The 12,711-nt window shown below is 71.0% G+C and carries 14 protein-coding genes and 2 pseudogenes; 12 read left to right on the top strand and 4 right to left on the bottom strand.

The window, feature by feature from the left end; all coding sequences use genetic code 11:
• Positions 1-49: 49 nt before the first annotated feature.
• Together AB0N14_RS34500 and AB0N14_RS34495 are read right to left on the bottom strand one after the other, a co-directional pair.
• The gene (locus AB0N14_RS34500; RefSeq protein WP_366029643.1) at positions 50-625 is read right to left on the bottom strand and encodes a trypsin-like peptidase domain-containing protein; all 576 of its coding nucleotides are present in this window, start codon (positions 623-625) and stop codon (positions 50-52) included.
• Between the two features lie 560 nt (positions 626-1,185).
• A complete protein-coding gene (locus tag AB0N14_RS34495; protein WP_366029642.1) occupies positions 1,186-1,875 on the bottom strand; it encodes a GAF and ANTAR domain-containing protein in 690 nt (229 codons plus the stop codon).
• 199 nt (positions 1,876-2,074) lie between these two features.
• Here AB0N14_RS34495 and AB0N14_RS34490 point away from each other — a divergent pair.
• A pseudogene (locus AB0N14_RS34490) lies at positions 2,075-2,245 on the top strand (serine/threonine-protein phosphatase); the annotation flags it as partial.
• Between the two features lie 126 nt (positions 2,246-2,371).
• Here AB0N14_RS34490 and AB0N14_RS34485 read toward each other — a convergent pair.
• On the bottom strand, positions 2,372-2,734 hold the full coding sequence (locus tag AB0N14_RS34485) for an STAS domain-containing protein (protein ID WP_366029641.1): 363 nt from the start codon (positions 2,732-2,734) through the stop codon (positions 2,372-2,374).
• Positions 2,735-2,903: 169 nt separating this feature from the next.
• Here AB0N14_RS34485 and AB0N14_RS34480 point away from each other — a divergent pair, with 169 nt between their 5' ends.
• Positions 2,904-3,383, top strand: a complete 480-nt coding sequence (locus AB0N14_RS34480; protein WP_366029640.1) for an ATP-binding protein — start codon at positions 2,904-2,906, stop codon at positions 3,381-3,383.
• A gap of 330 nt (positions 3,384-3,713) precedes the next feature.
• A complete protein-coding gene (locus tag AB0N14_RS34475) occupies positions 3,714-4,559 on the top strand; it encodes an MBL fold metallo-hydrolase (RefSeq protein WP_366029639.1) in 846 nt (281 codons plus the stop codon).
• A gap of 11 nt (positions 4,560-4,570) precedes the next feature.
• On the opposite strand, the gene AB0N14_RS34470 is transcribed toward AB0N14_RS34475, so the two are convergent.
• Positions 4,571-5,275 carry a polysaccharide deacetylase family protein gene (locus tag AB0N14_RS34470; protein WP_366029638.1) on the bottom strand — a complete coding sequence of 235 codons (705 nt, stop codon included), beginning with the start codon at positions 5,273-5,275 and terminating at the stop codon, positions 4,571-4,573.
• Positions 5,276-5,739: 464 nt separating this feature from the next.
• On the opposite strand from AB0N14_RS34470, the gene rpmG reads away from it, so the two are divergent.
• From rpmG to AB0N14_RS34425, 9 genes and pseudogenes are all read left to right on the top strand, one after another.
• Positions 5,740-5,904 (top strand): 50S ribosomal protein L33, encoded by a 165-nt coding sequence (rpmG, locus tag AB0N14_RS34465; protein WP_366029637.1) that lies wholly within the window; start codon positions 5,740-5,742, stop codon positions 5,902-5,904.
• 47 nt (positions 5,905-5,951) lie between these two features.
• Positions 5,952-6,212, top strand: coding sequence for a type B 50S ribosomal protein L31 (locus tag AB0N14_RS34460; RefSeq protein WP_366029636.1), 261 nt, complete (start codon positions 5,952-5,954; stop codon positions 6,210-6,212).
• A gap of 43 nt (positions 6,213-6,255) precedes the next feature.
• A complete protein-coding gene (gene ykgO / locus AB0N14_RS34455; RefSeq protein ID WP_366029635.1) occupies positions 6,256-6,378 on the top strand; it encodes a type B 50S ribosomal protein L36 in 123 nt (40 codons plus the stop codon).
• A gap of 530 nt (positions 6,379-6,908) precedes the next feature.
• Positions 6,909-7,283, top strand: coding sequence for a hypothetical protein (locus AB0N14_RS34450; protein ID WP_366029634.1), 375 nt, complete (start codon positions 6,909-6,911; stop codon positions 7,281-7,283).
• Between the two features lie 186 nt (positions 7,284-7,469).
• A complete protein-coding gene (locus AB0N14_RS34445) occupies positions 7,470-7,952 on the top strand; it encodes a flavin reductase family protein (RefSeq protein WP_366029633.1) in 483 nt (160 codons plus the stop codon).
• A 126-nt stretch (positions 7,953-8,078) separates the two neighbouring features.
• Positions 8,079-8,501 (top strand): Hsp20/alpha crystallin family protein, encoded by a 423-nt coding sequence (locus tag AB0N14_RS34440; RefSeq protein WP_366029632.1) that lies wholly within the window; start codon positions 8,079-8,081, stop codon positions 8,499-8,501.
• A gap of 217 nt (positions 8,502-8,718) precedes the next feature.
• Positions 8,719-10,017 carry a hypothetical protein gene (locus AB0N14_RS34435; protein WP_366029631.1) on the top strand — a complete coding sequence of 433 codons (1,299 nt, stop codon included), beginning with the start codon at positions 8,719-8,721 and terminating at the stop codon, positions 10,015-10,017.
• Between the two features lie 23 nt (positions 10,018-10,040).
• Positions 10,041-11,009: an FUSC family protein gene (locus AB0N14_RS34430; RefSeq protein WP_366029672.1), complete on the top strand. Its 969-nt coding sequence runs from the start codon at positions 10,041-10,043 to the stop codon at positions 11,007-11,009.
• Positions 11,010-11,322: 313 nt separating this feature from the next.
• Positions 11,323-12,518: pseudogene (locus AB0N14_RS34425) on the top strand (cytochrome P450).
• Positions 12,519-12,711: the final 193 nt, after the last annotated feature.

The following is a 12,711-nucleotide window of genomic DNA, read 5'->3' as shown; positions in this document are numbered from 1 at the left end:
CTCCCGCCGGGCATCATTTAAACACCCATACGCTTCGCTCCTCGGACGCTCAGTTGCCGTTGGACGTCGCTTCCTGGTAGAGGCTCTGGACGCTCTGGCCGAAGACGACGCTGTAGGAGACGTCGGCGGTGTCGCCGCCCTGCTCGTAGCCGCCGATGACCCCCATGACCGTGCCCGGGCTGTCGCCGGTGACCCAGGGGCTGCCGCTGGTGCCGCCGGTCATGCCGGTGCAGTAGATCTCGTTCTGCGTGCTGCTGAACGAGGAGATGTGGTTGGTGCAGGTCACCGGGTCCTGTGACGTCGCCGGGTAGCCGGTGAGGGTGACACGACCGCTCGTACCCTCGTCGATACCGAGGGCGTAGCCGCCGACCACCGACTGGATGGTGCGCCCGTCGAGTGGTGCGACCACGGCGAACGCCACATCGTCGTCCGGGCTGGAGTCGTCGGTCCACGCGGCGTCGACGACGATGCGCTGCAGATGCCACACACCGTAGGGGGCGACACCGTCGTGGTACGCGGGGACGAAGACGTCCGACGTGGAGCCGAGGCAGTGCGCGGCGGTCACGATCAGGTCCTCGCCGGGGCTGTTCACCACGCTCGCCGTGCAGTGATGCGACCCGCTCAAACCGCTGCCATCGAACAACGCCCCGACTTGCCGACGCAGTTGGGGACCCGGAACCGTCCGTGAGACGCCCAGGGGAGGCGCCTGGTGAGAGGGGGACGCGGTGGCGTGCGGTGAAGACCGAGCGGGGGCGGCAGAGGGGGTCGGCGAGGCGGTCGCCTTCCGATCGGTGGGGGACGGCGGCTGGTGTCTCCCGCCGCTGGAACGCCGCGGTGAGGTCGCGGTCTTCTTGGCGTTCGCGGCGTTCAGGCCGAAGATCTTGCCGGCGGCCGCGGCGCCGCTGGTGCACGCCACAAGGCATGCGACGACACACCCCACAATCAGCGCCGGTCTGCGATACCGGGCGCGTCCAGTGCGTTGCCTGCCGCCGTCTGCCGCCCCCTGCATCGTCATGCGCTCGTCCTCGCTTCCCTGGCCGTCTGCCCCCTGGTACCCCCGCTTGCCGCGCATGTGCACCAGATTCGGGTCTCCCTGTGATGCCCGGATGGGAGACGGATGGGAATCGGATGAACTCGGCCGTGAGGTCGCCGATCTCCTCGCGCGCAGGAGCCGAGTCGGCCGGGTCAGGCAAGAGCGCCCCTCTCGCAGATCTGCTGGGCGACCTCACGCACTTTGATGTTCTTCTCCTGCGAGTAGCGGCGAAGCACGTCGAACGCCTGCTCCTCGGTGAGGTGGTGGCTGCCCATGAGGATGCCCATGGCTTCGCCGATCGCGTGGCGCGTGGCGAGGGCCTGCTCCAGCTGTGCGTTGGTGCGGGCGCTGGAGAAGGCGACCGCGGCGTGGGAGGCCAGCAGCCACCCGGCGGTCTCGCTGGCCTCGGTGAACGCGCCCGGCCGGCGGGAGTAGAAATCCAGCGCGCCGAGGTCCTCGTCCTCGGTGAACAGCAGGAAGCCCATGATGCTGCCCACCCCCAGCTCGCGCGCCTGCGGGGCGTAGGAGGGCCAGCGTGCATGCTCCTGGGTGAGGTCGGCGATGCGGAACACCCTGTCCCCTTCGCGGATGCGCGCGGCGTCGAAGCAGGGGCCCTCCTGGAGGCGTTCCTGAAGCTGGTCGCTGTGGAGGACCAGGTCGTCGGTGGGGGCCATCGTCTGCACCCGTCTGCCGTGCAGGAGCAGGATGCCGGCCGCGTCGCATCCCGCCACCAGCTCGATGGCCGAGGCGGTGATCCGCTCCAGGGTGGCAGCGACCGAGTCCTGAGCCAGCAGGTCGCGCGCCATGGAGGCCATCTGCTGCGCGAACGTACGCCAGTCCATACCGCCCTCCACGCTGTCGATGACCTCGGCGCGCCGCCGTCCGGCCGCGGATCCGGTCGGACACCGCGGTGGCGAGCATCGGCTCCGGCAGCGCCCGGATCACGCCGTCCTCCCGCCACACTAGAGCGTCGACCTGGGATTTCGCCGTCTCCTCGGTGCGTCCCCGGTTCGCGTCGCACCGGGCGGCCGGGGTGCTCTCCAAGCCTGCATCGGTGGCGATCTCCATGCGGCGGCCCGGACCGGCGACCGCACACGGGTGATCATCGGCGATGTCAGGGAAAGGGGACTGGCCGGGGTCGGGGAGGCGGCCACGCTGCTCGGCGCGTTCCAGGAGGCCGCCCACCAGCACGCCACGTTGCCCGCCCTGGCCGAGGTACTGATCGGCAGGGTCTCCCGCTGCCTCACCCAGTTCCCCTGGCGTTCCCTGTCGGTGCCGCTCGCCGGTCCGAGGCGATGGCCGCTTCGGCGCGGCACCGGCCAGGCGGGAGGGTGCCTGTCACGCGTCCAAGGCGGCGCGGAGGGTGGGGTGGAAGTCGATGAGGGAGTCGAGACCGACCAGCTGCAGGACGCGCAGGACGGGTTGCCGAACGCCGGCCAGGCGCAGCCAGCCGCCATCGCCGTGGGCCTGCTGGGCGGTGATGAGGGCGGTGATGCCGCCGGAGTCCAGGAAGGTCACGCCGCTGAAGTCCGCGACGGTCCGCGGCGCGGCGGTGCCGGAGGGAGGCGTCAGGGCCTGGCGGAGAGAGCCGACGGTGTTGTGGTCGATCTCGCCTTGCACCGTGACCACGGTGACTCCGTCGACGAGGGCGCTGGTGATCGACAGGCGGTTCGGTTCTGCCAGTTCGTCGGTGTCTGTCACACGTCCCTCAACAACGCTCGGTGATCTTCAAGCCAGTGCTTCCCCGGAGATGCTGCCCAAGATGGTACGGGGGATGCTCTCGAGGTGCGGCCACTTGGGTGCGGCAGGTCTGTACGGCGCGGGAGTGGGTATACGCGGCCGTGTGAACGGGGTAGCGAAGGTGATTCGGATGGAACCAGATGTCCTCGGGGAGGACCGGATAGCGCCAGATCGTGAGTATGTGCACATCACGGCGGCCTTGGAGGGCGATGGTGCCTGCATCGCCGAGGCCCGCCATCTGGCGGCTGACTTCCTCACCCGGGTGGAGGCCGTCCACGGGGTGCCCGTGTCGGACCGCACGGTGGACCTGACGCAGCTGGTGGTCAGCGAGCTGGTCACCAATGCCCGCAAGTACGCGCCCGGTCCCGTGCTGCTGGAGGTGCGGATCGCCGACGGGGCGGTGGAGGTGGAGGTCTGGGACAGCGACCCGGTACTGCCGGTGGCCCGGGCGGCCGACCCCGGCCGGGTGGGCCAGCACGGCTTGGAGATCGTGATGGCCGTCGTGCAGGGCTTCGAGGCACGACGGGAACCGGTCGGCAAGCGCATCACCGCCAGGATCGCCCTGCCGGACGAGCCGGTCGTCGACGTCGTCGGACGTCGCGCCAGGTAAGCCTGATCACCGCCCCGGCTGCCCCCGGGCCAGTCCGCGGACCGGAGGGGCGCCATCAGAGCCATCGGCCATGGTCCCGGCCACCCCGCTGCTCGGTGGCCGCCCTACGTCCGCCCGCGGCTGGACACACTCCATGGCCGGCAGGGGGAGTCCACCGACCACGGGGCCGACCACGCAGGGCAGCCGTCCCGCAGGCCGGCGGCACGCCGCACGTTGTGTCGGACGCCGGGGAGGGGTACTCGGCACGCACCGGCGTCGGGAGGCGGGGAAGGACCACAGGCAGCGATACGGAGACGGAACCGCTCCGCGATTCCGTCGGACGGGGCGGTCATGACCAAGGCCATTGATGACGCGGTCGAGATCCATTTCATCGGCAACGCAACTGTCCTGCTCCGCTACGGGGAGCTGACCCTCCTGACGGACCCCAATTTCCTGCACCGCGGCGAGTACGCCTACCTCGGGTACGGGCTGGTGAGCCGCCGCCTCACCGAACCGGCCCTCGATGCCGCCGCACTGCCGCGCCTCGATGCGGTGGTCCTCTCCCACCTCCACGGAGACCACTGGGACCGCAGGGCCCGACGGCGCCTCGACCGTTCCCTCCCCGTCGTCACCACCCCCCACGCCGCGCGCCGCCTCAGGACCGTGCACGGGTTCCGCCGGGCGGGAGGACTGCGGACCTGGCACAGCTGTACGCTCCGGCGCGGTGACGACCAGGTGCGCATCACCGCCTTGCCCGGACGGCACGCAGGCCACCCGGTGCTGCGCCGACTGCTTCCGCCCGTGATGGGCAGCATGCTCGAGTTCGGTCCCCCGCGCGGCCCTGTCCGCCTCCGGCTGTACGTATCGGGGGACACGCTCCTGTTCGACGGGCTCGACGTCATCGCCCAGCGCTTCCCGGCCGCCGATCTCGCCGTGCTGCACCTCGGCGGCACCCTCCTGCCGGGTGGCTTCCTGGTGACCATGGACGGCGCGCAGGGAGCCGAACTGGCCCGGCGTCTCCAGCCCCGCCTGCTGCTGCCCGTCCACTACGGCGACTACACGGTGATGCGCTCGCCGCTCGCGGACTTTCTCGCCGCGATCGCGCAGGCGGGGCTGGGTGATCGGCTCGTCCGCTGCCGTCATGGTCAGCGAGCGCGGGTGAGTGCGGCGAAGGACGAGGCTCCTGCCGTCTTCTGACGCGGCGTCGTTCAGCGACCGGCCGGTGGCTGGATGTAGTCCTCCAGGCGCGCCACGGCGAATCCCTGCTCCTGGATGCGCTTGAGGAGATTGCGGAACATCTCCGTCATGCCGACGCCCTTGAGCTCCTTGGGACCGCGGAAGTGGGCGAGGATGATGTCCCCGGGGCGCAGCTTCTTGTCCGGCTCCTGGTACTGCATGTTCTTGATCTGCATGGACTCCCGCCACCAGACGATCGCCCGCGGCCCGCACTCACCCACCGCGATCCGGGTGTTGAGGTTGTACACGCCGTAGGGCGGGCGGAACAGCAGGGGCGCGGTACCGTACTGCTGAGTGAGGATCTTCTGGTTGCCGCAGACCTCTTCCTTCTGCCCGGCCGGCGGGAGAGTGCTCATCACCGGGTGGTGCAGGGTGTGGTTCTGTATGTGGTCACCCATCGCCTGCAGCGGTTTGAAGTACGCGTAGTCCGACTTTATGGCGTCGTTCGTCAGGAACATCGTGATCGGGACCTTCAGGTCCCGCATCATCCGTATGAAGCTGGGGTCCTTCTCCTGCCCGTCGTCGACGGTGATGAAGACGACCTTCTGCGAGGTCGGTATGTGGGTGAAGACCGGGACTGTTCCGGTGGCGGAGAGCTTCACGGGCTTGTCGACCGGAGGCTTGGGGGTCGTGGGCAGCGGTGTCAGGCCCCACCTGTGCCAGGCGTCGGCGGTCACGCGCGGCGCGCTGCTTGTGCTGCCGCCGGTGGGGGCGGGCTGCGACGAAGTGGGGGCCGCTCCGAGCCCCCTTGCATCGCCCGCGCCGCAGCCGCCGACGGTCAGGGCCGCCACGACCGCCCCCGCCAGTGTCCCGTGGAACCTGCCCCGCCCGCTGCGCCGCGTCACCGCGCCTGCCCCCCACGACTACCGTGCCGTCACTGCCTGTCGCTGGGTACGGTACCTGGCGGAATGAGAGGTTCCTTCAACGCTGGGGTTCGTCCGGAGATCGGCGGGGGCCGTCGGCCCGGCTTCGGCATCGGTGTTTCCCCAGGTCGGGGGAGGGCGACTACGTGGGCAGCTCCGGCGCGGAGGTGAGTGCGCGCTGCGGGCGGCGGCGGGAATGCGTGAGCGGGTCCGCTTGTTGCAGGGGCAGCTGACATGCTCGGGCCAAACGTCCGGGGTGTGAGCGAAAGGAGGACCTCATGGCACGCACCAACGCGCGTCCCGTCGTCAAGCTGAAGTCGACAGCCGGGACCGGTGTCACCTACGTGACGCGCAAGAACCGTCTCAACGACCCCGACCGGCTCGTCCTGCGCAAGTACGACCCGGTGGTCGGCCGGCACGTCGACTTCCGCGAGGAACGCTGAACCACGCCTCCGCCCCCTGGGCGGTGGACCACGAGGAGGTACACCCCATGAGGCCTGACATTCACCCCGACTCCCGCCCGGTCGTCTTCCGCGACCGCGCCGCGAACGCCTCGTTCCTCATCCGCTCGACCGCGCACTCGGCCCGGACGACCGAATGGGAGGACGGCCGCATCTACCCGCTGATCGACGTGGAGATCTCGTCGGCCAGTCACCCGTTCTACACCGGCACCTCGGGCGTCGTGGACACCGCGGGCCGCGTCGAGCGTTTCGAGCGCCGCTACGGCCGCGCGGCGGCGGCCCGCCACTGACCGCGGCCCCGGTCCCGGTTCCGAGCAGAAAGAGAGACCCGTCATGAAGGTGCGCAAGTCCCTGCGCTCATCGAAGTCCAAGCCGGGCGCCCAGGTGGTCCGACGGCGCGGCGTGACCTTCGTCATCAACAAGAAGGACCCGCGCTTCAAGGCTCGCCAGGGCTGACAGCCTGGCCACACAGAACACGATCGGCCCGGCCCGCACCACGCGGTCCGGGCCGATGCGCGGTCCGGGGCGTCGCCCGGCCGGCACTGGCGGACCTTCCGCGTCGACCGGATCGCCTCACCCGCGCATTCCCAACCGCATTCCCAGCCGCCGCTCCAGGTACCCGGCTGATCCCGGGGCGCCGCGGGTTCCCCTGAACGCAGGCTCGCGGTCCGTTACGTACTGGAATGGGCTGATTGGGGGAGCCCGGGTGGCACTGCGGACCGGAGTGTCTCGCACGGTCGGTTGCCTCTCCGCTGGCCAGGGGGCGGAGGGAGCGGGAGCGGATCCGTGGCCCGGGTTCCCGTGGGGGTCATTGGCAGGTACAAGGGAGCGTTACGGATTTGTCGGCGTTTTGTAACGCGAACGGTGTGGTTGAGCCAGCGGCGATGAAGGCCGCCAGAGTGGCGGCCTCGGCACCCAGCCGGGATCTCGAATGCACACCGGCCCGATCGGGGAGGGTGTGCGCGAACGTCAGAAGGGACAGCTCCATGTCTGTTTCTCGTACCGCTCTTCGGCTCATCGCCGCGTGTGTGGCATCGGGCGCCCTCATGGGGGCGGCCGCCCTGCCGGCCTTCGCCGACGGAGGCAGCCATATCCGTGAGCAGGGGAGAAGTTACGCCCACAGCGACGGCCTCGACACCGTCCGCGACCACGACCGCGACCACGACCGCGGTTACAGGCACGGCCACGGCCACGACCGTGATCGCTTCCGCGGCTGGGACCGGGACCGGGGCCGTCACCACGGCTGGTACGGCGACCGTCGCCACGACCGTCGTTTGGGTGGCTGGCTTCGCGACCGGGGCCGTCACCACGGCTGGTACGGCGAGCAGCGGCATCACGGCCACCACGCCCACCGCCGCTAGGACGTGACGCCGCCTGGGCCCGCGGGGCCGGTGGACGACTCGCTCATCGACAGCCGGTGAGGCGGGCCCAGGCGGGGGACCGCGATCGAGACAAGCCTGTGAGTCGGGGGAGAAGAGGGGCACCCGTGCGGTGACTGGTGCCGGGCGGCGGGTGTCGGTCGGGTGCAGTGACGGGAGTGATGGGACATGGCGGACGTCGACGCGTTCATGAGCCGGCTGAACCCCGAGATGTGCGTCGTCACGGCCGCGGCGGGCGAGGAGCGGTCGGGGTGTCTGGTCGGATTCTCCTCGCAGTGCTCCATCCGACCGGTGCGGTTCGTTGTGTGGCTGTCCAAGGTCAACCACACCTACGGGGTGGCCCGCGACGCGGAATGCCTCGCCGTCCATCTGCTGACCGGCGACCAGCACAAGCTGGCGGCTCTGTTCGGCGGGGAGACGGGCGACGAGGTCGACAAGTTCTCGCAGGTGCGCTGGACGCGGGGGTACGGCGGGGCGGTCGTCCTGGAGGACGCGGCGGCCTGGTTCGTCGGCACCGTCCAGCGAAGCGTCGACGGGGGCGATCACGTGGGTTTCGTCCTCGAACCAGTGCGGTGCGGCCGGCGGGCCGACGGCCCCTTGCTGCGGCTCGGCGACACCCTCGACATCAGTCCCGGTCACCCGGTGGACTGACCGGCCCGGCGGTTCCGCCGACGAAAAAGTTGAGCCGACAGGTGTCAACTTCTCCGTGGGTGCGGTATATCGGAAGTGGAGAAGGAGAAGCGGAACAGCAGGAGTACGCACGAAGGAGGGATGCAGATGCTGATGCGGACGGATCCCTTCCGCGAGTTTGACCGGCTCGCCGAACGGGTCTTGGGCACGGCCGCCCGCCCCGCCGGTATGCCGATGGACGCCTGGCGCGAGGGTGACACGTTCTGTGTCGAACTGGATCTGCCGGGCGTGACGCCGGAGTCGATCGACCTCGACGTCGAGCGCAACGTCCTGACCGTGAAGGCCGAGCGCAAGCCGGCGTACGGCCAGGACAGCGAAATGGTGATCACGGAGCGGCCTGTGGGGACGTTCAGCCGGCAGCTGTTCCTCGGCGAGACCCTGGACACCGAGCGAATCGACGCTTCCTACGAGGCGGGTGTTCTGAAGCTGCGGATCCCGGTCGCCGACCAGGCGAAGCCCCGGAAGATCGCTGTCAGCGGCGGCGGTGAACGCAAGGAGCTCAGGAGCTGATCCGGGACGACTCAGAGCCTCGGCGGTCGGCAAGCGCACGGTGAGCGCGGTGCCGGTGCGCCGCCCGGGCGCTCCGTTTCGAGTGCGATCCCTGGTGATCGCGGATGCCCCGTCCGGGCCGATCAGGTCCAGGGGCCGCGTTCGTATGGCTTTGCCCGGGCGGACCCGTCACCCTGAAGGCGGGCGGACACCCCGTCGAGTGGAGGTGCGCGGGGACGTGCGTACACCTGGCCGAAGCCGGCTCCCTCCGGCCGCAGCGTGGCTGCGTGCCCGCGATCCGGACCTGGCCGCGACCCGCCGCGCCGGGCGCACCGCGATCGTCATGCCCGCGCTGTTCGCTCCGTGCGGCCAGGTGATCGGGTCGCCGACGAGGGCCGCCTTCGCCGCGTTCGGCTCGTTCTCCATGCTGCTGCTGGTGGATTTCACCGGCCCGATGGTGCAGAGACTACGGGCGCACCTGGGTCTTGCGGTGGCCTGGGCGGTACTCGTCTGCCTGGGCACGCTCGTGGCGCACCGGATCTGGCTCGCGGTGACCACCATGGTGGTGATCGGTTTCCTGGTGCTGTTCGCCGGGGTGGTCAGTTCCGTTCTCGCCGGCACGTCGACCGCCCTGTTGCTGGCCTTCGTCCTCCCCGTGACCTCGCCGGTGCCGCTGTCGCAGCTGCCCGCCCGGCTCGCGGGAGCGGGTCTGGCAGCGGCCGCCGCCATGATCGCGGTCTGCCTTCTGCGGCCCCGTCCCACCACTGATCCGCTCAGCGCGCCCGCGGCCCGCGTGTGCCGCGCGGCGGCGGCGCAACTGCGCACCGACGCCTCTCTGCTGGCCGGCGGCCCCGGCGCGCCCAGCGGCACGAAGTGCCGGGCCGTCGCCGACGAGGCCGCGACCGCGGCGGCCGACCTGCGCGGTGTCTTCGACGCCACCCCCTACCGGCCCACAGGACTGTCCGCCGGCTCCCGTGCCGTCGTGCGGCTGGTCGACGAACTGACCTGGCTCAGCAGCATCCTGGCCGACAGCGCACCCCCGCTCGACGACCGCCCGGCCTGCGACGTCGACGCCTGTGCCGTACGTCGTGCCGCCGCCGCGGTTCTGCACGAGGCGGCCGACCTGCTCGACGCCCCGCGCAACACTCCGGACGGGCTGCGCGCCGCGGCCGGCGACCTGCGAGCGGCCATGGCCCGGATGGAGCACAACGCGACCACACGACTGCCCGTCCACCACGCGGGAGCCGGTACGCCCGCACAGGTGCACCCCGTCATCGGGCCCTGGACCTGTCCTTCCGCGCGCAGGAACTGGGCTTCGCGACGCTCCAGATCGCCGGCAACGTCGACCTGGCCTCGGCCGCCGAGCGCCGCAGCTGGGCCGAGCGTCTGCTCGGCCGCGAGCCCGGTGCCGTGGCCAGACCGCTGGTCGCGGCCCGCGAGCGGGCCGCCACGCACCTTCAGCCGCAGTCCGTCTGGCTGCACAACAGCCTGCGGGGCGCGATCGGCCTGGGCATCGCGGTCGCCCTGGCGGACCTGATCAGCGTCCGGCACTCCTTCTGGGTGCTGCTGGGCATCCTGTCGGTACTGCGTTCCAACGCCCTCAACACCGGACAGAACGCGCTCCGCGCCGTCGGCGGCACCATCGCGGGCTCGATCGTCGGGGCCGGACTGCTCCAGCTCATCGGACACCGCGGCACGGTGCTCTGGTTCTTGCTGCCCCTCGCCGTCCTCCTCGCCGGCATCGCCCCTGCGGTCATCTCGTTCGCCGCCGGGCAGTCGTCCTTCACCATCACCCTCGTCGTCCTGTTCAACATCGGCCAGAACCCCGACTGGCACATCGTGCTGCTGCGGATCGAGGACATCGCGATCGGCTGCGCCGTGAGCGTGCTGGTCGGCCTGTTCTTCTGGCCACGCGGCGCCGCGGCGGCCGTGGAGCGGGCCCTCGGCGAGGCGTACACGGACAGCGCCCGTTATCTGGCGGGCGCTGTGGAGTACGCCGTGGGCCGCTGCGGCGGCGGTGCCCCATCGGCGGAACTCGCGCTGCAGGAGGGCCGCGAGGCCGCCGCCGCGGCGCGACGGCTCGACGACGCCTTCCGCACCTACCTCGCCGAACGCGGGCAGAAGCCGGTGCCGCTCGCGGACATGACCACCCTGGTCACCGGCATCGTCGGACTGCGCCTCGCCGCGGACGCCGTTCTGGGGCTGTGGCAGCGCGCCCCACAACCGCACGGCGAAGCCGATCGGGCGCAGGCCCGCCTCGTTCTCCTGAGACCAGCCGGACGGGTCTCCGGCTGGTACCGGGACCTGGCCGCCGGTCTGGGGCGGGACGGCTCTGTCCGGGATCCGCTGCCGCGCAGCCCCACGGCCGAAGCGCAGTTGGTCGCTTCCCTGCGCCGCGACCTCAGCGACGAGCACGGGCGGGCCACGGACACGGCCGTCCGCATCGTCTGGAGGGCCGACCACCTCGACGCCGCGCGCCGCCTGCAGCCCAGCCTGGCGGCAGCGGCGCGGCCGGGCAGCGCCTCCTGACCGAGGACGAGCTGTTCCGGCTCGATTCCGCCCTGCGGCCTTCGCCGAAAGCGGGTCCGTCCGGCGGCGGTACCGGTTACAGTCGGCGGGCGGTCGGATGCTGATCCGAGGGGGAGCGGACGACGGCCGGAAGCATGATGAGGCGATGCCCAGCGCGGACCGGGGTCCGGGCGTCCGGCCGGCAACTCCTCGCACTCGCCGTTCCACGCGCTGTCGGACGCCGGTGGCTTCCGACCCGGCAGGCAGCCGCCGGGGGCCTTCCTGTGGCGTTGCCCGGCCGGACATCCGTCCCTGCCAGTGAGGTGGTACCTCGATGAGCATCGTTGACCTCGCCGCGCTCGGCGAGTCCTTCACCCGCGACCCCTACTCCGTCTACGCTCGCTTACGGGCCCAGGGCCCGGTCCACCGCATCCGGATGCCGGAGGGGGGCGCGGAGGCCTGGCTCGTCGTCGGATACGAGGCCGGGCGCGCGGCGCTGGCGGACTCCCGGCTCTCCAAGGACTGGAGCAAAGCGTCCCCCTCTCTGCCCCTGGGGGCCGTCTCGTCCGGCCCGCACATGCTCAGGGCCGATCCGCCGGACCACACCCAGCGCGCAAACTGGTCGCCCGCCAGTTCACCGCGCGCCGGGTGGAGGAACTCGCGCCGCGCGTCCAGAAGACCACCGACGCGCTCCTGGACCGGATGCTCGCCGACCCCGACGGACGCGCCGACCTCGTCGAGGCGCTGTCCTTCCCGCTGCCCATCTCCGTGATCTGCGAACTCCTCGGCGTCCCGGACCTGGACCGCGACTCCTTCAGGAGGTGGTCGAACGACGCGCTCGGCGCCACCGACCCCGAAGAGCGAACAGCAGCGGCGACCTCGATGGCGCGCTACTTGGCCGAGTTGGTGGAGGGCAAGCGGCACCGGCCCGGCGACGACCTCATGAGCGCGCTGATCCACGGCTCGGACTAGGACGGCGACAGGCTGTCCCACGAGGAGCTTCTCGGCATGGCCTGGCTCCTGCTCGTCGCAGGCCACGAGACGACCGTTAACCTCGTCTCCAACGGCGTCCTCGCCCTCCTCACCCATCCCGAGCAACTGGCCGCCCTGCGCGCCGACCTCTCCCTCGTCGACACCGCGGTCGAGGAGATGCTGCGCTACGACGGCCCGGTGGAGACCCCCACGTACCGCTTCACCACCGAGCCGGTGACGATCGGCGACACAGCCATCCCCGGCGGCGGCGAACTCGTCCTCGTCGCCATGGCCGACGCCAACCGTGACCCCGCGCGCTTCCCCTCACCCGACCGCTTCGACATCTCCCGTGACGCGCGCGGCCACGTGGCGTTCGGCCATGGCATCCACTACTGCCTGGGGGCGCCGCTGGCCCGCCTGGAGGCGCGCATCGCCATCAGGACGCTGCTGGAACGCTGTGCCGACCTGACCCTGGACATCCACCCGGCAGCGATCACCTGGCGCCCGGGAATGATGATCCGCGGTCCGCGAAGCCTGCCTGTCCGGTTCACCCGGTAGCCCACCGGTCACCGGGCGGGGGACAAGGCGCGGGGCCGACCGCCCTGAGGCCGCCGGTGTGACTCTTGTCATGGCCGACCGCTGACGTACGGCGATGCCTAGTACTCCAGCCGGAGATGTGATCTTGTTGGTAGGGGCCGGTGGGGACACGGGTGCGGCCACCGTTGATCATCGTCAGGTGTGTGGACTGAAG

Origin of the sequence: Streptomyces sp. NPDC051104 (assembly GCF_040682835.1) — a bacterium.
GTDB lineage: Bacteria > Actinomycetota > Actinomycetes > Streptomycetales > Streptomycetaceae > Streptomyces > Streptomyces cynarae.
Note: the sequence above shows the minus strand (reverse complement) of the source record. Positions and strands in the feature narration are given on the sequence as shown.

Excerpts from the sequence above, each read along its gene's own strand:
- AB0N14_RS34495 (WP_366029642.1), bottom strand. The coding sequence starts at position 1,875 with ATGGACTGGCGTACGTTCGCGCAGCAGATGGCCTCCATGGCGCGCGAC.
- AB0N14_RS34480 (WP_366029640.1), top strand. The coding sequence starts at position 2,904 with ATGGAACCAGATGTCCTCGGGGAGGACCGGATAGCGCCAGATCGTGAG.
- AB0N14_RS34475 (WP_366029639.1), top strand. The coding sequence starts at position 3,714 with ATGACCAAGGCCATTGATGACGCGGTCGAGATCCATTTCATCGGCAAC.
- rpmG (WP_366029637.1), top strand. The coding sequence starts at position 5,740 with ATGGCACGCACCAACGCGCGTCCCGTCGTCAAGCTGAAGTCGACAGCC.
- AB0N14_RS34460 (WP_366029636.1), top strand. The coding sequence starts at position 5,952 with ATGAGGCCTGACATTCACCCCGACTCCCGCCCGGTCGTCTTCCGCGAC.
- ykgO (WP_366029635.1), top strand. The coding sequence starts at position 6,256 with ATGAAGGTGCGCAAGTCCCTGCGCTCATCGAAGTCCAAGCCGGGCGCC.
- AB0N14_RS34450 (WP_366029634.1), top strand. The coding sequence starts at position 6,909 with ATGTCTGTTTCTCGTACCGCTCTTCGGCTCATCGCCGCGTGTGTGGCA.
- AB0N14_RS34445 (WP_366029633.1), top strand. The coding sequence starts at position 7,470 with ATGGCGGACGTCGACGCGTTCATGAGCCGGCTGAACCCCGAGATGTGC.
- AB0N14_RS34440 (WP_366029632.1), top strand. The coding sequence starts at position 8,079 with ATGCTGATGCGGACGGATCCCTTCCGCGAGTTTGACCGGCTCGCCGAA.